This is a genomic window from Rhizobium sp. 768_B6_N1_8, from assembly GCF_051811225.1.
Classification (GTDB): Bacteria; Pseudomonadota; Alphaproteobacteria; order Rhizobiales; family Rhizobiaceae; genus Rhizobium.
In genome coordinates, this window is sequence record NZ_JBPWPV010000001.1 from 1,513,249 (window position 1) to 1,533,459 (window position 20,211).

Consider the following 20,211-nt stretch of genomic DNA (forward strand, 5'->3'; position numbering starts at 1 on the left):
TATGTGGACAAAGCATCATAAGAAGAGAAAGACTGGCCGCTTCGTCATTCCGGCCATGACGGTCGCCTTCCTTTCCTATTTCGGTTATCATTGCATTCACGGTGACTATGGTCTGCGTGCGACGGAGGCGTTCGAGCGCCAGCGTGTCGCGCGTGAGAAGGAATTGGCTGTGCTGAAGGTTAAGCGTGAGCATCTGGAGGCGCAGGTAGCGCTCCTGAGTGACGGCTCGCTGGACAAGGATATGCTCGACGAAAAGGCGCGATATCAGCTCAACATGTCGCGCGCGGATGAGATTGTCATTTACAATCACTACCGCAATTAACCGAATTTGGGTTAATCAAAAATTCCTGTTATTTATCAATAATTTACCTGCGAATATGAGCCATGCAATTATGGCATTGCTGTGGTCATTTTTCTTCCCTATGGTACGCGCCACCTGAGAACCGATAAACCCATAGGGAGGGTTGAATGGCGTTGCGCAAAACCGCGACCGTTTCCAGCCGCAAAAACAGTGCGAAATCCGCAGCCAAGGCATCGAACGGTGGTCCTATCGCCGATTTCGATCGCGACGAGGAGCTGAAGGCCTATCGCGAGATGCTGCTCATCCGCCGTTTCGAGGAAAAGGCGGGCCAGCTTTACGGCATGGGCTTCATCGGTGGTTTCTGTCACCTTTACATCGGCCAGGAGGCTGTCGTCGTCGGCATGCAGATGGCGCAGAAGGAAGGCGATCAGGTCATCACCGCCTATCGCGACCACGGTCATATGCTGGCTACCGGCATGGAAGCACGCGGCGTCATGGCTGAGCTGACGGGGCGTCGCAACGGCTATTCCCACGGGAAGGGCGGTTCGATGCACATGTTCTCCAAGGAGAAGCATTTCTACGGCGGTCACGGCATCGTCGGCGCGCAGGTGTCGCTCGGCACCGGTCTCGCCTTCGCCAACCGGTACCGCGGCAACAACTCTGTCTCGATTGCCTATTTCGGCGACGGTGCTGCCAACCAGGGTCAGGTCTACGAGAGCTTCAACATGGCTGCTCTCTGGAAGCTACCGATCATCTACATCGTCGAAAACAACCGTTATGCCATGGGCACGTCGACGGCTCGCGCGACGGCTCAGTCGAACTATTCGCTTCGCGGTTCCGGCTTCGGTATCCCGGGCGTCCAGGTTGACGGCATGGACGTTCGCGCCGTCAAAGCTGCTGCCGATGAGGCGCTCGAGCACTGCCGCTCGGGCAAGGGCCCGATCATCCTTGAAATGCTGACCTATCGCTACCGCGGCCACTCCATGTCGGACCCGGCGAAGTATCGCACCAAGGAAGAAGTGCAGAAGATGCGCTCCGAGCAGGACCCGATCGAGCAGGTTCGCCTGCGCGTGATGGAAAAGGGTTGGGCGACCGAAGACGATCTGAAGGCGATCGACAAGGAAGTCCGCGACATCGTCGCCGACAGTGCCGATTTCGCCCAGGCCGATCCGGAGCCGGATGCATCCGAACTCTACACCGACATTCTGCTCTAATCGGGGAGGGAACCCATGCCTATCGATATCCTCATGCCCGCCCTCTCTCCGACGATGGAAGAAGGCACGCTGTCCAAGTGGCTCAAGAATGAAGGCGACAAGGTCACGTCCGGTGACGTGATTGCCGAAATCGAAACCGACAAGGCGACGATGGAAGTCGAAGCCGTCGATGAAGGCGTCATCGGCAAGCTGCTGGTTCCGGCAGGCACCGAAAACGTCAAGGTGAATGCCAAGATCGCCATCCTGCTGCAGGATGGCGAATCCGCCGACGCGATTTCCGCCGCTCCGGCTGCCACTCAGCCGGCTCCGGCCGCCGCGGCGCCTGCTGCCCAGGAAGAAAAGCCGGCTGCAGCTGCTGCTCCGGTTCCGGCCGAGCCCAAGGCTTTCGTGCCGAACGACCCGGAAATTCCTGCCGGTACCGAGATGGTGTCGATGACGGTGCGCGAAGCCCTTCGTGACGCCATGGCCGAAGAAATGCGCGCCGATGACAACGTCTTCGTCATGGGCGAGGAAGTTGCCGAATACCAGGGCGCCTACAAGGTCACCCAGGGTCTTCTGCAGGAATTCGGCGCTCGCCGCGTTATCGATACGCCGATCACCGAACACGGCTTCGCCGGCGTCGGCGTCGGTGCTGCCATGGCCGGCCTGAAGCCGATCGTCGAGTTCATGACCTTCAACTTCGCCATGCAGGCGATCGACCAGATCATCAACTCGGCTGCCAAGACGCTCTATATGTCGGGCGGCCAGATGGGTGCCCCGATCGTTTTCCGCGGCCCGAACGGTGCTGCTGCCCGCGTCGGCGCCCAGCACAGCCAGGATTACGCGGCCTGGTATAGCGCGATCCCCGGCCTGAAGGTTGTCATGCCCTACACGGCATCCGACGCCAAGGGTCTGCTCAAGGCCGCGATCCGTGACCCGAATCCGGTCGTCTTCCTCGAAAACGAAATTCTCTACGGTCAGCATTTCGATGTACCGAAGCTCGATAATTTCGTTCTGCCGATCGGCAAGGCCCGCATCCACCGCCCGGGCAAGGATGTCACCGTCGTCTCCTTCGGCATCGGCATGACCTATGCGACGAAGGCGGTTGCTGAACTCGAAAAGCTCGGCATCGATGTCGAACTGATCGATCTGCGCACGCTTCGCCCGATGGATCTTCCGACCGTGATCGAATCGGTCAAGAAGACAGGCCGTCTGGTCACCGTCGAAGAAGGTTATCCGCAGAACTCCGTTGGCACCGAAATCGCCACCCGCGTCATGCAGCAGGCCTTCGATTACCTCGATGCGCCGATCCTGACGATCGCCGGCAAGGACGTTCCGATGCCTTACGCCGCCAATCTCGAGAAGCTCGCGCTTCCGAATGTCGGCGAAGTGGTCGATGCGGTGAAAGCCGTTTGCTACAAATAAGGGGAGGGCCTTTCGATGCCGATCAATATCACGATGCCCGCCCTCTCTCCGACCATGGAAGAAGGCAATCTGGCCAAGTGGCTGGTCAAGGAAGGCGATAAGGTCAAGTCCGGCGATGTGATCGCTGAGATCGAGACCGACAAGGCGACGATGGAAGTCGAAGCCATCGACGAAGGCACCGTTGCCAAGCTCGTCGTTCCGGCTGGCAGCGAAGGCGTGAAGGTCAACGCCCTGATCGCCGTTCTCGCCGCCGATGGCGAAGATGTCGCCGCCGCCGCAAGCGGTGCCGGCTCCGCCGCTCCGGCGCCGAAGGCTGCGGTTGCTCCGGCACCAGCCGAAGCACCGAAGGCTGAGACAGCACCCGCTCCGGCACCGGCAGCTCCGGCCCCCGCCCCGGCTGCCGCCTCCTCGGCTGGCGCTCGCACCTTCTCTTCGCCGCTTGCTCGCCGTCTCGCCAAGGAAGCCGGTATCGATATCTCTGCCGTTGCCGGCACCGGTCCGCATGGCCGTGTCGTCAAGAGTGATGTCGAAGCTGCTGCTGCCGGTGGTGGCGCCAAGGCCGCTCCGGCTGCTGTTGCTGCCCCGCAGGCTGCTGCACCGGCTCCGGCCGCTGCCGCTCCGAAGGGCGCTTCGGATGAAGCCGTGCTCAAGCTCTTCGAGCCGGGCTCCTACGAGCTCGTGCCGCATGACGGCATGCGCAAGACGATTGCCCGTCGCCTCGTCGAATCCAAGCAGACCGTTCCGCACTTCTACGTTTCGGTCGATTGCGAACTCGACGCGCTAATGGCGCTGCGTGCGCAGCTGAACGACGCCGCTCCCCGCAAGGACGGTGCTCCGGCCTACAAGCTTTCGGTCAACGACATGGTCATCAAGGCCATGGCTTTGGCACTGCGCGACATTCCGGATGCCAACGTCTCCTGGACCGAAAATGCCATGGTCAAGCACAAGCATGCCGATGTCGGCGTGGCTGTCTCGATCCCTGGCGGCCTGATCACCCCGATCGTCCGCAAGGCTGAGGAGAAGACGCTATCGACCATCTCCAACGAGATGCGCGATCTCGGCAAGCGCGCGAAAGATCGCAAGCTGAAGCCTGAGGAATATCAGGGCGGCACGACCTCGGTCTCCAACATGGGAATGATGGGCGTGAAGAACTTCGCAGCCGTCATAAACCCGCCGCATGCGACCATCCTCGCAGTCGGCGCGGGGGAGCAGCGCGTCATCGTCAAGAACGGCGAAATGGCGATTGCTACGGTCATGACCGTGACGCTCTCGACTGACCATCGTTGCGTTGACGGTGCTCTCGGTGCTGAGTTGCTGCAGGCCTTCAAGGGCTACATCGAAAATCCGATGGGCATGCTGGTCTAAGCAGGACGCGGGAGGGCGGACATGACGAAGACTGTTCTTTGCTATGGTGACTCGCTGACTTGGGGCTATGACGCCGTCACGATCGGCCGTCATGCCTACGAAAACCGCTGGCCGAGCGTGCTTCAGGCAACGCTCGGAAGCGGAGTTCGCGTCATCGCGGAAGGCCTGAACGGCCGCACCACCGCCTTTGACGACCATCTTGCCGATTGCGATCGCAATGGCGCACGCATTCTGCCGACTGTTCTGCAGACGCATGCGCCGCTCGATCTCGTTATCCTGCTGCTCGGCACCAACGACATGAAGCCGGTCGTTGCCGGCTCGGCCTTTGCCGCGTGCCAGGGCATCGGCCGTCTGGTGCGGCTGATCCGCAATCATGCCTGGCCCTTCGAATTCGATGGGCCGGAGATCCTGATCGTGGCGTCGCCGGCAATCTGCGCGACGGGCAATGTGCCCTTCGCGGCATCCTTCCCCGGTGGCATCGAGGAATCGGCAAAGCTTCCGACGCTTTACCGTGATCTCGCTGATGAACTCGGCTGCGGCTTCTTCGACGGCAATTCCGTCGCCAAGACGACGCCGATCGACGGTATTCACCTCGATGCGGAGAATACGCGTGCGCTCGGTCGCGGCCTTGAGCCCATCGTGCGGATGATGCTGGGCCTCTGACGATGACTGCCTTTCTCGCTCTCCGACAGGCCTCCCGCCGGGATGCTTCGGAACTGGCGATACTGGCGGATATTGCTTCTCACGGCTTTGCCTCATGGCTCTGGTTTGCCGATGTCGCAAGCGGCACGAGCGATACACCGCTGGAGCGGGGCCGGCTGAAGATGAGCGACGAGGCGCTCGGCGGCTGGAAGAACGCCGTCATCGGCGAGGCCTATGATGAGATCGCCGGAATGGCGATCGGTTACGAAGTGGATGAAGGCATACGTGATCTCGAAGCGCGGCATCCGGCCATAGAGCCGATGCTGGCGATGCAGAGATCGGTGATCGGACACTGGTTCATTGGCAGTCTCGCGGTCTATCGCCATATGCGCGGTATCGGCATCGGCAAGAGGCTGCTGGAAGATCAGCTCGCAAGGGCAGACGTGCTGCCGGTCAGCCTGATCACGTCGGATAGTAACGAAGCGGCTCTGTCGCTTTACGGAAGAAACGGATTTTCGGAAGCGGCGCGCATGAATGCCGTGCCGCTCTTCGATAACAGCAAAAAGCACGCATGGGTTCTCATGACCCGCGCGCGAGCGTAACAAAGGCAGGAAAGCAATGGCTCAATCCTACGACGTCATCGTCATCGGTTCCGGTCCCGGCGGCTATATCGCCGCCATCCGCGCCGCGCAGCTCGGCCTCAAGGTCGCCTGCGTCGAGCGCGAACATCTCGCCGGCATTTGCTCCAACTGGGGCTGCATTCCGACCAAGGCGCTGCTGCGCTCGGCTGACGTCCTGCATACCGCCCAGCACGGCAAGGATTACGGCCTGGTGCTGGAAGGCACGATCAAGCCCGATATCAAGGCGATCGTCACCCGTTCGCGCGGTATTGCGCATCGCATGAATAACGGCGTCGGCTTCCTGTTCAAGAAGAACAAGGTCGATGTCATCTGGGGTGAGGCAAAGATCACCAAGCCCGGCGAGATTGTCGTTTCCAAGACGACGAAGAAGCCGATGGAGCCGATGGGTCCGGTGCCGAAGAACGCGCTCGGCGAAGGCACCTATACGGCCAAGCACATCATCGTTGCGACCGGCGCGCGTCCGCGCGCACTGCCGGGCATCGAGCCGGATGGTAAGCTGATCTGGACCTATTTTGAAGCAATGAAGGCGGACGAACTGCCGAAGTCCCTGCTTGTCATGGGATCGGGCGCGATCGGTATCGAATTCGCAAGCTTCTACCGCACGATGGGCGTCGACGTCACCGTCGTCGAGATCATGAGCCAGGTCATGCCGGTCGAGGATGTGGAAATCTCCGCTCTCGCCAAGAAGCAGTTCGAGCGTCAGGGCATGAAGATCCATCTGGAGGCCAAGGTCGCCAAGGTGGAGAAGGGCGCAAATTCGATCACTGCCACCATCCAGAAGAAAGACGGAACGACGGAAACGATCACTGCAGACCGCATGATTTCAGCCGTCGGCGTGCAGGCCAATGTCGAAGGCATCGGCCTTGAGGCTGTCGGCGTGAAGACCGATCGTGGCTTCATCGTCATCGACGGCTATGGCAGGACCAATGTGCCTGGCATCTACGCGATCGGCGACGTTGCCGGCCCGCCGCTGCTGGCCCACAAGGCCGAGCATGAAGGCGTCGTCTGTGTCGAGAAGATTGCCGGCCTGCCGAACGTTCATCCGATGGACAAGCTCAAGATCCCGGGCTGCACCTACTGCAACCCGCAGGTCGCATCTGTCGGCCTGACCGAGGCTAAGGCCAAGGAGTTGGGCCGCGATATCCGCGTTGGCCGCTTCCCTTTCAGCGCCAACGGCAAGGCTGTCGCGCTCGGCGAAGACCAGGGTCTGGTCAAGACGATCTTCGACAAGAAGACCGGCGAACTGCTCGGCGCCCACATGGTCGGCGCCGAAGTCACCGAGCTCATCCAGGGCTTCGTGGTCGCCATGAACCTGGAGACGACGGAAGAAGAACTGATACACACGATCTTCCCGCATCCGACCATTTCGGAGACGATGAAGGAAAGCGTGCTCGATGCTTACGGCCGCGTTCTGAACGCTTGATAATTTTCTTGTGCGCCCTCTATCCCGTGGCGGAACGCCATTGCCCGGGATGGAAAATCCATTCGCTCCCCGGGGTGGAAAAAACGAAAGGAAATCATCATGTCTATGAGCACGCAGTCGCTTCTCGTCTTTCTGCTGATCGGTCTGGTCGCGGGCTTCCTCGCGAGCCTGGTCGTCGGTGGTGGTGGGTTGATACGGTGCCTGCTCAGCGGCATCATCGGCGCGTTCGTGGGCGGGTTTTTGTTTAATGCATTGGGGATTTCTCTGGGCATTGAAAATGCACTGGTGGTTCAGATCATCCACGCCACTGTCGGCGCCATTGTCGTGGTGCTGATCGCAAGGGCGATAGCGTAGGGCAGAAACACGGGATGGAAGGCGTCGGCTGGATTTCGGCAATCATTATCGGTGGACTTGCGGGCTGGCTCGCGGGCAAGCTGATGGAAGCGCGTTACGGCATATTGCTGAACATCGTGCTCGGCATTGTCGGCTCGGTCGTCGCCACCGCCATCCTGGCACAGTTCCATATCGAGGTTGCCGGCGGAAGGTTCGGCTACTTCGTGACGGGCTTCATTGGCGCCTGCCTGCTGATATTCTTCGCGCGGCTGGTTCGAAGATAAAGTGCGAAGACAGGGCGCATCCCTTCAGATCGAAAGATTTGAATAAACGAACGATGCGCAATATGACAATCCGGGCCGCATGGGGCGGCGGAAAGTTGAACTGACATGGTCACCATTCTCGACACGATCAATCCAGACGCAAAGCGTGTGCGGCATCCGGAAAAGGCGCATCGCCCGGATACGGAAGTCCTGCGCAAGCCGGACTGGATTCGTGTGAAGGCGCCGACCTCGAAAGGCTACGCCGAAACCCGCTCGATCGTGAAGGAGCACAAGCTCGTCACCGTCTGCGAAGAGGCGGGCTGCCCGAATATCGGCGAGTGCTGGGACAAGAAGCACGCCACCTTCATGATCATGGGCGAGATCTGTACGCGCGCATGCGCCTTCTGCAACGTCGCGACCGGCAAGCCGAATGCGCTCGACATGGCCGAGCCGGAAAACGTCGCCAAGGCCGTCAAGCAGATGGGCCTGAGCCACGTTGTCATCACCTCCGTCGACCGCGACGATCTGGAAGATGGCGGCGCCGAGCATTTCGAAAAGGTCATCTGGGCAATCCGCGCCGCTTCGCCGATGACGACGATCGAAATCCTGACGCCCGACTTCCTGAAGAAGCCTGGCGCGCTGGAACGCGTCGTCGCTGCCAAGCCCGACGTCTTCAACCACAATATGGAAACGGTTGCCGGCAACTATCTGACGGTTCGCCCGGGCGCCCGCTACTTCCATTCCATCCGCCTGCTGCAGCGCGTGAAGGAGCTCGATCCCACCATGTTCACCAAATCCGGTATCATGGTCGGCCTCGGTGAGGAGCGGAACGAGGTTCTCCAGCTCATGGACGATCTGCGCACCGCCGATGTCGACTTCCTGACGATCGGCCAGTACCTGCAGCCGACCCGCAAGCACCACAAGGTCGAGAGCTTCGTCACTCCGGAAGAGTTCAAGTCCTACGAGACGGTCGCTTACACTAAGGGCTTCCTGATGGTCGCTTCCAGCCCGCTGACGCGCTCCTCGCATCACGCTGGCGACGACTTCGCCCGCCTGAAGGCTGCGCGTGAGAAGAAGCTGCTGATGGCTGCCGAGTAAGAGCTTGCCACATGTGTTTAATAGGACCGCGGTGATTTTCGCCGCGGTTTTTCTTTGTTCGCTTCATTGTCATCATCAGGTCACGCGAAGCAGCTAGCCAGCACGCCGCTCTTCGCAACAGATCGGTCCGCGAAGGCGATCCTGTCGAAAGCGAGTTTGCCATGCATCAAGTGACGACGTCGCCTGAATCCGTGCGTGCAGTCTCCATTGCCGAAGCTGCCACCATTATTCCCCGTGCCGAGCGCATCCTGGTCTTCGGCTGCTCCGGCACCGGCAAGTCGACGCTTGCCCAGGCGCTCGCACGGCGATTCGGACTGACTTACGTCTCTATGGACCGCGACATCTTCTGGCTGCCCGGCTGGAAGCTGCGTCCGCGGGAGGAATCCGTTCAGCGCATCCGCGATGCCGTTGCGGGCGAACGCTGGATCATGGACGGCAACAACCCAAGCACATTGCCGGATCCGTCTGGCGCGCGCCGATATGGTGCTCTGGCGCCGCCCGGCGCGCAGCGTTTCCGTGCGCAGCGTGCTCGGGCGTTGGTGGAAATATCGCGGTCGGACCCGGCCGGACATGGCACCGGGATGCCCTGAGCGGATCGACTTGCAATTCCTGAAATACATCTGGACGTTCGAAAAGCGGGAAGCGCCGAAATTCGCGGCGATGCTGGCAAGCCATGGCCGCGACATCCCGGTTCTGACGCTCAAGTCCTTCCAAGAGAGCGACGAATTGCTCTCCAGACTGCCGGCTGTGAACGAGTAAGAAGGAACTCGCAATGGAACGGCAATCGGACGAGGCAATCAACTATGTCGACGACGCCTTTGCCGCCGGGCAGATTCGCGACGCGAGACGCATCTTGGTCATCGGCTGCTCGGGCGGCGGCAAGTCGACGCTTGCTCAGAAACTGGCGAACCATTTCGACCTGACCTATCTCTCGATCGACCGCGATATCCTCTGGCTGCCGGGCTGGGTGGAACGCAGCAGGCAGGAACAGCGCCAGCGGATCGTCGAAAGGATTGCCGGCGAGCGCTGGATCATGGATGGCACCAATCCGTCCACTTTCGATATCCGCCTGCCGCGCACCGATATCGTCATCTGGGTGCGGATGCCGCGCCTGCTTTGCGTCTGGGGAGTTGTGACCCGCTGGCTGAAGCACATTGGCCGCACACGCCCGGAAATGGCACCCGGCTGCATCGAGAAGGTCGATTGGCAGTTTCTGGAATTCATCTGGACCTTCGAGAAGAAATTCTCGCCGCGCGTGACATCAGCCATTGCTGCGCACGGACCGCATGTGCCCGTTTTGCAGGTGAAATCCCGCCGCCAGATGCGAGCGCTTCTTGATCTTCTCGATGTCCCGGCTTAACTGCGCTTCATGCCGCAATTCGAAACGCATCGCCCTGTCCCGCACACGCCCGACCAGATGTTCAACCTGGTGTCTGATGTCGAACGTTATCCGGAATTTCTGCCGCTCTGCGAAGCTCTGTCGGTGAAGAACCGCAAGGAGCGTGACGGCAAGGAACTGCTGATCGCCGACATGACGGTCGGCTACAAAGCGATCCGCGAAACCTTCACGACCCAGGTCCTGCTCAACAGGGCCGAGCGCGTCATCGACGTCAAATATATCGACGGCCCGTTCCGCTACCTCGACAATCGCTGGCGGTTCGTCGAGGCGGAAGGCGGCGGCTGTACGGTCGATTTTTTCATCGACTATGAGTTCAAGAGCCGCATTCTCGGCGCGCTCATGGGGTCAATGTTCGACAGGGCTTTCCGCATGTTCACGGACGCCTTCGAAAAACGGGCGGCAACGATCTACGGCTGACAGTCAGCGATCGAAGAAATGGTCGAAGATCTGCGTCGCGGGATAAGCGTAGGAGCCACGGTCGATGAAGCTGTAGCGATAGAGGCAGCCTCTGAGTGCTGCGTTGTAGAGCAGGCTGGTGGTATCAGGCGATCCGCGATAGCCCAGCGCTTCCGGTTGGCAGCGGCGGAGCGCATGGTCGTATTTGCGCAGAAGAACGGGGTCCGAATCCACCCGCACGCCACCATTAACCTGATAGTTGGATGGTGCTTCAGCCGCCGAAACGCAGGCGAGGCTCAAGACGACACCGATGCATGCCAAGTATCTCATTTGACCGTTCCTTCAAAACTAGTTCTTGCCTACACGCGGCAAAAACTGAAATTCCTGCGTTTTGTTCCTTCACTCAATATCACGCAATTTCAATAACCATTTGAAGTGCCGTCCGGATTGTTGCCAGGCGGATTTCCGTGCGGCCAATGTCGCCGTAAAGCATCTTACGATGGACAAGCTTACCCGAACGTGATTTCGCCGCAAGATGCACCAGCCCGACTGGCTTTTCCGGTGATCCGCCGCCAGGCCCGGCGATGCCCGTCACAGCGACCGCAAGGTCGGCGCGCGAGCGGAAGAGGGCACCATGCACCATCTGCCGGGCCGTCTCCTCTGAAACCGCGCCGAAACGGATGAGCGTCTCTTCCAGCACGCCGAGCATCTGCATCTTGGCCAAGTTCGTATAGGTCACGAAGCCACGGTCAACGACAGCGGACGATCCCGAGATCTCCGTGAGCGCGCCGGCAATCAGTCCGCCGGTGCAGGACTCTGCCGTCGATACCATCAGACCCGCAGCCGTGAAATTGCGGATGATGTTTTCCGCCATCGAAGTGATATCTGCGGGAAACAGGCTCATCGCTTCCTGCCTCCATAGACGACGGTTGCCGTTGCAATCGCGGCGATCCCCTCGCGGCGGCCGACGAAACCGATCGTCTCGTTGGTGGTGGCTTTCACCGAGCAGCGCTCGATGTCGATGCCGAGGAATTCCGAAAGATTGGCGCGCATGGCTTCGCGATGCGGCCCGACCTTCGGCGCCTCTGCAATCAGCGAGACGTCCGCATTGGTGATGGTGCCGCCATGATCGCGCACGATCTTTGCTGCATGTTCGATGAAGATGCGGGAAGGGGCACCCTTCCATTGCTGGTCGGATGGCGGGAAATGATCGCCGATATCTCCGGCGCCGCAGGTGGCAAGCAGCGCATCCGTCAAGGCATGCAACGCCACATCGGCATCCGAATGGCCCTTGAGCTTCTGATCATGCGGAATGAAGACGCCGCAGAGTGTAACACCGTCGCCGGGCTCGAGCTGATGCACGTCATAACCGTTGCCGGTGCGCACATCCGGGATACGGGCGTTTGAGAGCTTATCGTCGGCCATGGCTATATCGCTTCTGACTGTCAGCTTGACGTTGGTCGGTGCGCCTTCGACGATGGTTACAGGAATACCGAGCCACTCGGCGATTGATGCATCGTCGGTGAAATCCGTCCTGCCGCTGGCGGCTGCCTTCTCATGCGCCTCGAGAATGGTGGCGAAATCGAAGGATTGCGGCGTCTGGGCCGCATAGAGCTGGTCGCGCGGAATGGTCTTAACTACGATCCCGTCGCTGCCGGCCTGCTTCAGCGTATCAGCGACCGGCGTTGCCGGAAGAACCGCGGGCGCGCCGGCCGAAAGCGTATCGGCGATCCGGTCGAGAAGCTGGTGATCGACGAAGGGGCGCACCGCGTCGTGGATCAGCACGTGGCTGATGCCCTTATCCCTAAGGTGTCGCAGGCCGGCCAGCACCGACTGCTGTCGGGTCGCGCCGCCATGAACCGTCTCGATCGGCGTTGCGGAGATGACGTGTCGGGATGCCCTGGCAAAAAGCGCTTCGTCATCGGGGTGGATGACAACGACGATGTGCGTTGCCGCTTCCCATGTCATGAAATTTTCAAGCGTGTGAACGATAACCGGCTTGCCGCCGACCATCCGATACTGCTTGGGGCCTTCCTCGTGTGATCCGGCGCGTTCACCGCGGCCCGCCGCAACGACGACAATTCCAGCCGATATCGGTTGCTTAGTATGCATTTGCAGCATAAATCCCTGAATATGCGGAATGGATGTCAGTTGCTCTATCGTCTTGCTCGGACCTTTTCCAGCATTTGCCCAAAAAATATCAATTCGGTCTCGACCCTCTTGGCAAGCCGCAGAACTATGGCTAAAAATAATGCAGTTACATGGTGTGCCTGAAAGATAATCATTTGATTTCCAAGGACCTCGCAGCGCCTTTCCGAATCGGACCAGTGTCCGTGCGGAACCGCGTTGTGCTTGCGCCGATGTCGGGTGTCACGGATATGCCGTTCCGCGAACTTGCCTGGCGCCATGGCGCGGGCCTCGTTGTCACCGAAATGGTAGCAAGCCGGGAACTGGTGAATGATACCGCCGAATCCTGGGTGCGCCTGCGGGCTGCCGGTTTCCGTCCGCATATGGTGCAGCTCGCCGGCCGTGAAGCGCGCTGGATGGCCGAAGCCGCCAAGATCGCGGCCGATCATGGCGCCGATATCATCGACATCAACATGGGCTGCCCGGCCAAGAAGGTCATCGGTGGTTATTCCGGTTCGGCGCTGATGCGCGATCCGGATCATGCGCTGGAGCTGATCGAGGCGACCGTCAAGGCAGTCGATATCCCCGTCACGCTGAAGATGCGCCTCGGCTGGGACGAGAATTCCATCAACGCACCACATATTGCCAAGCGCGCCGAAGAGACTGGCGTCCAGCTCATCACCATCCACGGCCGCACCCGCATGCAGTTTTATGAGGGCAGGGCGGACTGGGATGCCATCCGTCCCGTGCGCGATGTCATTTCCGTGCCGCTGATCGCCAATGGCGATGTTGAAACGGCTGAGGATGCGCAGGAGATCCTGCGCCGCTCGGGCGCCGATGCTGTCATGATCGGCCGCGGCAGCCAGGGCAGGCCGTGGCATGCCGGTGTTTTGGCAGGTGCCCGTGAACCAGCGCGCGAAGAGATCGCGGCCATTGCCGTCGAGCACTATCGCATGATGCTGGAATTTTATGGCGAGACCGTTGCCGTCAGGCACGCCCGCAAACATCTCGGATGGTATCTGGAGCGCTTCGCGCCGGATCTTCCGGGCGAGCAAAAGGCTGCGATCATGACATCGCGCGATCCTGATAATGTGATTGCCCGCTTCGGCGATGCGATAGCGGCAGGTGCAGTAGAGCGGCGGGAGGCGGCATGAGCACGGACGGCACAGCTTCTTCCGAGAATCCAGTCAACGCTATGGCAATGGCGGTGCTGAACGCCATCCAAAACCCCGTCGTCATGGTGGATGAGGGCGGTTTCATCGTTTTTGCGAACTGGGAAGCCGAGGCCTTCTTTGGCGCCAGCGCTGCGCATCTCTCCCGCTACCGCATCTCGACCTTTATTCCCTTCGGCAGCCCGCTTCTGGCGCTGATCGATCAGGTGCGCGAACGCAAGGCGCCGGTCAACGAATACCGCGTTGATTTGAGCTCGCCGCGCCTCGGCCAGGACAAGCTCGTCGATCTCTATGTTGCGCCGGTCATTGCGGAGCCGGGCTCGGTCGTTGTCGTCTTCCAGGAACGGTCGATGGCAGACAAGATCGACCGGCAGCTGACACATCGCGCGGCTGCCCGCTCGGTCACGGGTCTTGCCTCCATGCTCGCACATGAGATCAAGAATCCGCTCTCCGGTATCCGCGGCGCTGCCCAGCTTCTCGAACAGTCCGTAATCGATGACGACCGCGCCTTGACGCGCCTGATCTGCGACGAGACGGATCGCATCGTCTCGCTGGTCGATCGCATGGAAGTCTTTTCCGACGAGCGCCCTGTTGACCGCGTGCCGGTCAATATCCATTCCGTGCTCGATCATGTGAAGGCCGTTGCCAAGGCGGGTTTCGCCCGCAATATCCGCGTGACCGAGAATTACGACCCGTCGCTGCCGGCCGTCTACGCCAATCGCGACCAGCTCGTGCAGGTTTTCCTCAATCTGGTGAAGAACGCTGCCGAAGCCGTCGGTGACCGGCCGGATGGCGAGATCATCCTGACGACGGCCTATCGTCCGGGCATCCGTCTTTCGGTCGCCGGCACGCGCGAGAAAATCTCGCTGCCGCTGGAATTCTGTGTCATCGACAATGGTCCCGGCGTGCCGACGGACCTCTTGCCGCATCTCTTCGATCCCTTCATCACCACCAAGCCGAATGGCAGCGGTCTCGGCCTCGCCCTGGTTGCCAAGATCATCGGCGATCATGGCGGCATCATCGAATGCGACACCCAGAACAACCGCACGATTTTCCGCGTCCTCATGCCGGCCTCAAAGGATGCCTCGCTTGATGACGCCGCTATTGCAAGCTCGACAGGACCCAATCGATGACAGCCACGATCCTCGTTGCCGATGATGATGCGGCCATCCGCACGGTGCTCAATCAGGCCTTGAGCCGCGCCGGTTATGATGTGCGCATTACTTCCAATGCCGCGACGCTGTGGCGTTGGGTTTCGGCCGGCGAGGGCGATCTCGTTGTGACCGACGTCGTCATGCCGGATGAGAATGCCTTCGACCTTCTGCCGCGCATCAAGAAGGCGCGGCCGGACCTGCCCGTTCTCGTCATGAGCGCGCAGAACACCTTCATGACGGCGATCAAGGCGTCGGAAAAGGGCGCCTATGACTACCTGCCGAAGCCCTTCGACCTGACGGAGCTGATCGGTATCATCAGCCGGGCGCTCGCCGAACCGAAGAGAAAGCCGGCAAAGCTCGACGACGACACACAGGACGGCATGCCGCTCGTCGGCCGCTCGGCGGCGATGCAGGAAATCTACCGCGTTCTCGCTCGTCTCATGCTGACGGACCTGACGCTGATGATCACCGGCGAATCCGGCACCGGCAAGGAGCTCGTCGCCCGCGCGCTGCATGATTACGGCAAGCGCCGCAACGGCCCCTTCGTCGCCATCAACATGGCGGCCATCCCGCGTGACCTTATCGAGTCCGAGCTCTTCGGCCACGAGAAGGGCGCCTTTACCGGCGCACAGACCCGCTCTACGGGCCGTTTCGAACAGGCCGAAGGCGGTACGCTTTTCCTCGATGAAATCGGCGACATGCCGATGGATGCCCAGACGCGTCTTCTGCGCGTTCTGCAGCAGGGTGAATATACGACCGTCGGTGGCCGCACGCCGATCCGCACCGATGTGCGAATCGTTGCCGCGACCAACAAGGATCTGAAGCAGGCGATCAATCAGGGCCTCTTCCGTGAAGACCTCTACTATCGCCTCAATGTCGTGCCGCTGCGCCTGCCGCCGCTGCGCGACCGTGCGGAGGATATTCCCGATCTCGTCCGCCATTTCGTCCAGCAGGCCGAAAAGGAAGGCCTCGGCTCCAAGCGTTTCGATCAGGAAGCGCTGGAACTGATGAAGGCCTATGCCTGGCCGGGCAACGTGCGCGAGCTGGAAAACCTCATCCGCCGCCTGATGGCGCTTTATCCACAGGATGTCATCACCCGCGAAATCATCGACGCCGAGCTTCGCTCCGATGTTCCCGATAGCCCGATCGACAAGGGTCCGATCCGCAGCGGTTCGATGACGATTGCCCAGGCGGTCGAAGAGAATATGCGTAGTTATTTCGCCAGTTTCGGCGAAAACTTGCCACCGCCCGGCCTGTACGACCGCGTGCTGACGGAAATGGAATATCCGTTAATACTTGCGGCATTGACGGCTACCCGTGGCAACCAGATCAAGGCTGCCGATTTGCTGGGTCTGAACCGCAATACGCTGCGCAAAAAGATCCGCGAACTCGGCGTTTCCGTCTACAGAAGCTCGCGTACAGCCTGACCTTCGACCTTGACATTGTGGCAATGTGCGTTGCATTTTCGCCACAATGCGTTGCTTAAAGGTCACGCATAGGGTTTGGACATTCGCCCACGATCGAGTCGTTGGAACGCCGGTTTTTCGTAAACCGGCGTTGGTTGGGCTTCTCGTTGGGCGCGACGGCACTGCCGTTCGAAGAGAGGCTGAATGGACGAAGAAGGGGTATCGCCGGAAACGGCGAACGAGGCGGTGACAACGGTGACCGATCGTCGTGCCCTGTTTGCCGTACCCGGTCTTGTGCTTGCCGGCGGCGCGTTGGTCTGCGCAACCGTCACGCTCTTCGTGCTGCTCGGCGTGACGCCGATTGCCCCGACCTCTCACGTCGTCATCGGCTCCGTCGTCATCAATTCCTTTTTCGTCCTCGGCCTGATCGCGCTGATCGGTCGCGAAGTTGCGCGGCTTTTCAAGGCCCGCACGCGCGGCCGCGCCGCTGCACGCCTGCACATCCGGATCGTCGTGCTCTTCTCGATCGTCGCGATCACGCCGGCGATCCTTGTTGCGATCTTTGCCAGTATCACGCTGAACGCCGGCCTCGACCGCTGGTTTGCTCTCCGAACCCAGGCGATCGTCAGTTCGTCCCGCAATATCGGCCAGGCCTACATGCTGGAAAACGCCAGCTATCTGCAGGGCCAGACGGTTTCGATGGCAAACGATCTCGAGCGTAACCGCGCGCTCTACAGCCTTGACAAGACCGGCTTCGGTGAGCTGATGACCCGTCAGGCAAGGGGCCGCGGCCTGCTTGGCGCCTTCCTTGTCGAGCGCGATGGCTCGGTCATCGTCCAGGCAGACATCGCCACGGAAAAACCGCTGCCCGCCATCCCGCAGGATGCGCTGGAAAAGGCGGCGGCCGGCCAGCCGACGCTGATCCCGCCCGGTGTGACCAACCTTGTCGGCGCCATCATCCGGCTCGAGTCGATCCCCGGAACCTTCCTCTACACGGTGCGCGCAGTCGACCCCAAGGTCATGAATGCCATGCGCATGATGGAGGAGAACGCCACCGAATACCGTTCGATGGAAGCCGGTCGCGTCTCGCTGCAGATCGCCTTTGCAGTGCTCTACATCGGCTTTGCTCTGATCGTGCTGCTCGCGGCGATCTGGACCGCGATTGCGGTGGCCGACCGTATCGTGCGGCCGATCCGCCTGCTGATTACTGCTGCCGATAGCGTCGCATCCGGCAACATGGATATCGTTGTGCCCGTTCACGCTGTCGATGGCGACGTTGCCAGCCTGTCGCGCACCTTCAACAAGATGATCTCGGAAATCCGCACGCAGCGCGACGAGATCCTCGAGGCGAAGGACGAGGTGGACGATCGCCGCCGCTTCATCGAAGCCGTGCTCTCGGGTGTCACCGCCGCCGTCATCGGCGTTGAGCAGGACCGGCGCATCACCATCGTCAACAGTTCAGCCGAGGCGCTGATGGCGCTGCATGCCGACGAAATGCTCGGAAAGCAGCTGTCGGAAATCACCCCCGAAGTGGAACAGGTACTGACGGAAGCCGCCTCTCGCTACCGCGGCGATTTCCGCAAGCAGATCGCGCTGGTGCGTGGTGGCACGGTGCGCACACTGAGCGTCCAGGTGACGCGCGAGGAAGTGCGCGATCTGAGTGAATCCTACGTCATCACGCTCGATGACATCACCGATCTCGTCATTGCGCAACGCTCCACCGCCTGGGGCGATGTCGCCCGCCGCATCGCTCACGAAATCAAAAATCCGCTGACGCCGATTCAGCTGTCGGCCGAGCGTATCCAACGTCGCTACGGCAAGCAGATCGACGAGAACGATCGCGCCGTTTTCGACCAGTGCACGGACACGATCATCCGCCAGGTCGGCGATATCGGTCGCATGGTCGATGAATTCTCCGCCTTTGCCCGCATGCCGAAGCCGACGAAGGAACCGAGCGATCTGCGCGCTATCCTTCACGACGCAATCTTCCTGCGCGAGATGGGCAACAACCATATCGCCTTCCAGCAGGAACTCGGCGAGGAGCGGCTGGAAGGCATGTTCGACAGTCGCATGCTGGGGCAGGCCTTCGGTAATCTCATCAAGAACGCTGTGGAAGCAATCGAGGCCGTGCCGAGCGAGGAACGCGAAGCGCGCAAGATCCTCGTCCGCGCCTCTCTGGATGAGGCGCGCGACCGCTTTACCGTCGATATCGTCGACAATGGCCGCGGCCTGCCTGTCGAGAACCGCCACAGCATTCTGGAACCCTATATGACGATGCGCGAGAAGGGCACCGGCCTCGGCCTCGCCATTGTCAAGAAGATCATCGAAGAACATGGCGGGCAGCTCGAACTGCACGATGCACCCGCAGATTTTGACCAGGGAAGAGGGGCCATGATCCGCGTGCATCTGCCACGCCGGGATGTGGCCGCTACCCCGTCAGCCAGTGACAAGGAAAGCGTTTATGGCCTCTGATATTCTCGTCGTCGACGATGAGCATGACATTCGCGAGATCGTTGCCGGTATCCTGTCGGATGAAGGCCACGAAACCCGGATGGCGCATGACAGCGACAGCGCGCTGGCGGCAATTTCCGATCGCGTGCCGCGTCTTGTCTTCCTCGATATCTGGATGCAGGGCAGCAAGCTCGACGGTCTTTCGCTTCTCGACGAGATCAGGACGCGCCATCCCGAGCTTCCCGTGGTGATGATTTCCGGCCACGGCAATATCGAGACGGCTGTTTCCGCCATCAAGCGCGGCGCCTTCGACTTCATCGAAAAGCCTTTCAAGGCCGACCGCCTGATCCTGATCGCCGAGCGCGCTCTGGAAAATTCCAAGCTGAAGCGCGAAAACGTCGAATTGAAGCGCCGCGCCGGCGATGCGCTGGAGCTGATCGGCACTTCGGTCGCTGTTTCGCAATTGCGCCAGACGATCGAAAAGGTCGCGCCAACCAATAGCCGCATCATGATCTTCGGCGCATCCGGCTCCGGCAAGGAACTGGTGGCGCGCATGATCCACAAGAAATCGACGCGCGCCAACGGCCCCTTTGTGGCGCTCAATGCCGCCAACATCACCCCCGACCGCATGGAAGTGGCGCTGTTCGGCACCGAGGGGGCGCCGGGGCAGGCGCGCAAGATCGGCGCGCTAGAAGAGGCCCATCGCGGCATCCTCTATCTCGATGAAGTCGGCGAAATGCCGCGTGAAACTCAGAACAAGATCCTGCGCGTGCTGGTCGATCAGCAGTTCGAGCGTGTCGGCGGATCCAAGCGGGTGAAGGTCGATGTCCGCATCATTTCCTCGACCGCCTACAATCTGGAAAGCCGCATCGCCGAGGGCTGGTTCCGCGAGGATCTCTATCATCGCCTGGCCGTGGTGCCGGTGCGCGTGCCGCAGCTTGCCGAGCGCCGTGAGGACATTCCATTCCTCGTCGACCAGCTCATGCGCCAGATTTCCGAACAGGCGGGTATCCGGCCGCGCCGCATCGGCGATGACGCCATGGCTGTGCTGCAGGCCCATGACTGGCCCGGCAATATCCGCCAACTCCGCAACAATATCGAGCGGCTGATGATCCTTGCCCGCACAGACGGTCCGGATGCGCCGATCACCGCAGACATGCTGCCGACGGATCTCGGGGACATGCTGCCCAAGGTCTCAGCCAAGAACGACTACCACATCATGACACTGCCGCTGCGCGAAGCCCGCGAGATGTTCGAGAAGGACTACCTGATCGCCCAGATCAACCGCTTCGGCGGCAATATTTCACGCACGGCCGAATTCGTCGGCATGGAGCGCTCGGCGTTGCATCGCAAGTTGAAGTCGCTCGGCGTCTGATTTTCTCCGGCGCGGGCTCAAGTCGCGCCGGCTCCCTTCTTTTGCCC

At 60.7% G+C, this 20,211-nt stretch carries 20 protein-coding genes and 1 pseudogene; 18 read left to right on the top strand and 3 right to left on the bottom strand.

The features are described 5' to 3' along the window. Nucleotide 1 precedes the first annotated feature (1 nt). The 13 genes and pseudogenes from AB8B33_RS07765 to AB8B33_RS07825 all read left to right on the top strand — a co-directional run bounded on the left by AB8B33_RS07765 (nt 2) and on the right by AB8B33_RS07825 (nt 10,500). Entirely contained in the window at nt 2–322 is a 321-nt protein-coding gene (locus AB8B33_RS07765; RefSeq protein WP_007822443.1) for an FtsB family cell division protein, read from the top strand. A gap of 146 nt (nt 323–468) precedes the next feature. Further along, complete coding sequence (pdhA, locus tag AB8B33_RS07770; RefSeq protein WP_113322839.1) at nt 469–1,515, top strand: pyruvate dehydrogenase (acetyl-transferring) E1 component subunit alpha; 1,047 nt, start codon at nt 469–471, stop codon at nt 1,513–1,515. A 15-nt stretch (nt 1,516–1,530) separates the two neighbouring features. Then, nucleotides 1,531–2,919, top strand: coding sequence for a pyruvate dehydrogenase complex E1 component subunit beta (locus AB8B33_RS07775; RefSeq protein WP_439014886.1), 1,389 nt, complete (start codon nt 1,531–1,533; stop codon nt 2,917–2,919). A 15-nt stretch (nt 2,920–2,934) separates the two neighbouring features. Continuing rightward, on the top strand, nt 2,935–4,284 hold the full coding sequence (locus AB8B33_RS07780) for a pyruvate dehydrogenase complex dihydrolipoamide acetyltransferase (RefSeq protein ID WP_439014887.1): 1,350 nt from the start codon (nt 2,935–2,937) through the stop codon (nt 4,282–4,284). Between the two features lie 21 nt (nt 4,285–4,305). Further along, complete coding sequence (locus AB8B33_RS07785) at nt 4,306–4,947, top strand: SGNH/GDSL hydrolase family protein (protein ID WP_439014888.1); 642 nt, start codon at nt 4,306–4,308, stop codon at nt 4,945–4,947. Between the two features lie 2 nt (nt 4,948–4,949). Next, entirely contained in the window at nt 4,950–5,528 is a 579-nt protein-coding gene (locus AB8B33_RS07790) for a GNAT family N-acetyltransferase (protein WP_439014889.1), read from the top strand. 16 nt (nt 5,529–5,544) lie between these two features. Beyond that, on the top strand, nt 5,545–6,990 hold the full coding sequence (gene lpdA / locus AB8B33_RS07795) for a dihydrolipoyl dehydrogenase (protein ID WP_439014890.1): 1,446 nt from the start codon (nt 5,545–5,547) through the stop codon (nt 6,988–6,990). A 99-nt stretch (nt 6,991–7,089) separates the two neighbouring features. After that, nucleotides 7,090–7,344 (top strand): GlsB/YeaQ/YmgE family stress response membrane protein, encoded by a 255-nt coding sequence (locus AB8B33_RS07800; RefSeq protein WP_113325300.1) that lies wholly within the window; start codon nt 7,090–7,092, stop codon nt 7,342–7,344. Nucleotides 7,345–7,358: 14 nt separating this feature from the next. Continuing rightward, nucleotides 7,359–7,607: a GlsB/YeaQ/YmgE family stress response membrane protein gene (locus AB8B33_RS07805; RefSeq protein ID WP_113325299.1), complete on the top strand. Its 249-nt coding sequence runs from the start codon at nt 7,359–7,361 to the stop codon at nt 7,605–7,607. Between the two features lie 105 nt (nt 7,608–7,712). Next, nucleotides 7,713–8,684: a lipoyl synthase gene (lipA, locus tag AB8B33_RS07810; protein ID WP_113325298.1), complete on the top strand. Its 972-nt coding sequence runs from the start codon at nt 7,713–7,715 to the stop codon at nt 8,682–8,684. Nucleotides 8,685–8,845: 161 nt separating this feature from the next. Further along, a pseudogene (locus tag AB8B33_RS07815) lies at nt 8,846–9,443 on the top strand (AAA family ATPase). 13 nt (nt 9,444–9,456) lie between these two features. After that, a complete protein-coding gene (locus AB8B33_RS07820; RefSeq protein ID WP_439014891.1) occupies nt 9,457–10,044 on the top strand; it encodes an AAA family ATPase in 588 nt (195 codons plus the stop codon). Between the two features lie 9 nt (nt 10,045–10,053). After that, a complete protein-coding gene (locus AB8B33_RS07825; RefSeq protein WP_439014892.1) occupies nt 10,054–10,500 on the top strand; it encodes a type II toxin-antitoxin system RatA family toxin in 447 nt (148 codons plus the stop codon). Nucleotides 10,501–10,503: 3 nt separating this feature from the next. Here the strand turns inward: AB8B33_RS07825 and AB8B33_RS07830 are convergent, their stop codons facing one another. From AB8B33_RS07830 to AB8B33_RS07840, 3 genes are all read right to left on the bottom strand, one after another. Beyond that, nucleotides 10,504–10,809, bottom strand: a complete 306-nt coding sequence (locus AB8B33_RS07830; protein WP_113325294.1) for a hypothetical protein — start codon at nt 10,807–10,809, stop codon at nt 10,504–10,506. Between the two features lie 79 nt (nt 10,810–10,888). After that, nucleotides 10,889–11,383 (bottom strand): CinA family protein, encoded by a 495-nt coding sequence (locus AB8B33_RS07835; protein WP_439014893.1) that lies wholly within the window; start codon nt 11,381–11,383, stop codon nt 10,889–10,891. Beyond that, entirely contained in the window at nt 11,380–12,600 is a 1,221-nt protein-coding gene (locus AB8B33_RS07840; RefSeq protein WP_439014894.1) for a bifunctional 2-C-methyl-D-erythritol 4-phosphate cytidylyltransferase/2-C-methyl-D-erythritol 2,4-cyclodiphosphate synthase, read from the bottom strand. The genes AB8B33_RS07835 and AB8B33_RS07840 overlap by 4 nt, the downstream gene beginning before the upstream one ends. A gap of 140 nt (nt 12,601–12,740) precedes the next feature. On the opposite strand from AB8B33_RS07840, the gene dusB reads away from it, so the two are divergent. From dusB to ntrX, 5 genes are all read left to right on the top strand, one after another. Then, nucleotides 12,741–13,760 (top strand): tRNA dihydrouridine synthase DusB, encoded by a 1,020-nt coding sequence (gene dusB / locus AB8B33_RS07845; RefSeq protein WP_439014895.1) that lies wholly within the window; start codon nt 12,741–12,743, stop codon nt 13,758–13,760. Further along, nucleotides 13,757–14,911, top strand: coding sequence for a two-component system sensor histidine kinase NtrB (locus AB8B33_RS07850; protein ID WP_113325290.1), 1,155 nt, complete (start codon nt 13,757–13,759; stop codon nt 14,909–14,911). The genes dusB and AB8B33_RS07850 overlap by 4 nt, the downstream gene beginning before the upstream one ends. Then, nucleotides 14,908–16,359, top strand: coding sequence for a nitrogen regulation protein NR(I) (ntrC, locus tag AB8B33_RS07855; protein ID WP_007822475.1), 1,452 nt, complete (start codon nt 14,908–14,910; stop codon nt 16,357–16,359). Before AB8B33_RS07850 ends, ntrC begins: the two co-directional genes overlap by 4 nt. A 183-nt stretch (nt 16,360–16,542) precedes the next feature. Further along, nucleotides 16,543–18,810 carry an ATP-binding protein gene (locus AB8B33_RS07860; RefSeq protein ID WP_439014896.1) on the top strand — a complete coding sequence of 756 codons (2,268 nt, stop codon included), beginning with the start codon at nt 16,543–16,545 and terminating at the stop codon, nt 18,808–18,810. Beyond that, nucleotides 18,800–20,164 (top strand): nitrogen assimilation response regulator NtrX, encoded by a 1,365-nt coding sequence (gene ntrX, locus AB8B33_RS07865; protein WP_007822479.1) that lies wholly within the window; start codon nt 18,800–18,802, stop codon nt 20,162–20,164. Before AB8B33_RS07860 ends, ntrX begins: the two co-directional genes overlap by 11 nt. The last annotated feature ends 47 nt before the right edge of the window (nt 20,165–20,211 follow it).

Bases quoted from the DNA above. Each gene is read 5' to 3' on its own strand.
- AB8B33_RS07765 (WP_007822443.1), top strand. From the start codon at position 2: ATGTGGACAAAGCATCATAAGAAGAGAAAGACTGGCCGCTTCGTCATT.
- pdhA (WP_113322839.1), top strand. From the start codon at position 469: ATGGCGTTGCGCAAAACCGCGACCGTTTCCAGCCGCAAAAACAGTGCG.
- AB8B33_RS07775 (WP_439014886.1), top strand. From the start codon at position 1,531: ATGCCTATCGATATCCTCATGCCCGCCCTCTCTCCGACGATGGAAGAA.
- AB8B33_RS07780 (WP_439014887.1), top strand. From the start codon at position 2,935: ATGCCGATCAATATCACGATGCCCGCCCTCTCTCCGACCATGGAAGAA.
- AB8B33_RS07785 (WP_439014888.1), top strand. From the start codon at position 4,306: ATGACGAAGACTGTTCTTTGCTATGGTGACTCGCTGACTTGGGGCTAT.
- AB8B33_RS07790 (WP_439014889.1), top strand. From the start codon at position 4,950: ATGACTGCCTTTCTCGCTCTCCGACAGGCCTCCCGCCGGGATGCTTCG.
- lpdA (WP_439014890.1), top strand. From the start codon at position 5,545: ATGGCTCAATCCTACGACGTCATCGTCATCGGTTCCGGTCCCGGCGGC.
- AB8B33_RS07800 (WP_113325300.1), top strand. From the start codon at position 7,090: ATGTCTATGAGCACGCAGTCGCTTCTCGTCTTTCTGCTGATCGGTCTG.
- AB8B33_RS07805 (WP_113325299.1), top strand. From the start codon at position 7,359: ATGGAAGGCGTCGGCTGGATTTCGGCAATCATTATCGGTGGACTTGCG.
- lipA (WP_113325298.1), top strand. From the start codon at position 7,713: ATGGTCACCATTCTCGACACGATCAATCCAGACGCAAAGCGTGTGCGG.
- AB8B33_RS07820 (WP_439014891.1), top strand. From the start codon at position 9,457: ATGGAACGGCAATCGGACGAGGCAATCAACTATGTCGACGACGCCTTT.
- AB8B33_RS07825 (WP_439014892.1), top strand. From the start codon at position 10,054: ATGCCGCAATTCGAAACGCATCGCCCTGTCCCGCACACGCCCGACCAG.
- AB8B33_RS07830 (WP_113325294.1), bottom strand. From the start codon at position 10,809: ATGAGATACTTGGCATGCATCGGTGTCGTCTTGAGCCTCGCCTGCGTT.
- AB8B33_RS07835 (WP_439014893.1), bottom strand. From the start codon at position 11,383: ATGAGCCTGTTTCCCGCAGATATCACTTCGATGGCGGAAAACATCATC.
- AB8B33_RS07840 (WP_439014894.1), bottom strand. From the start codon at position 12,600: ATGCTGCAAATGCATACTAAGCAACCGATATCGGCTGGAATTGTCGTC.
- dusB (WP_439014895.1), top strand. From the start codon at position 12,741: ATGGTGTGCCTGAAAGATAATCATTTGATTTCCAAGGACCTCGCAGCG.
- AB8B33_RS07850 (WP_113325290.1), top strand. From the start codon at position 13,757: ATGAGCACGGACGGCACAGCTTCTTCCGAGAATCCAGTCAACGCTATG.
- ntrC (WP_007822475.1), top strand. From the start codon at position 14,908: ATGACAGCCACGATCCTCGTTGCCGATGATGATGCGGCCATCCGCACG.
- AB8B33_RS07860 (WP_439014896.1), top strand. From the start codon at position 16,543: ATGGACGAAGAAGGGGTATCGCCGGAAACGGCGAACGAGGCGGTGACA.
- ntrX (WP_007822479.1), top strand. From the start codon at position 18,800: ATGGCCTCTGATATTCTCGTCGTCGACGATGAGCATGACATTCGCGAG.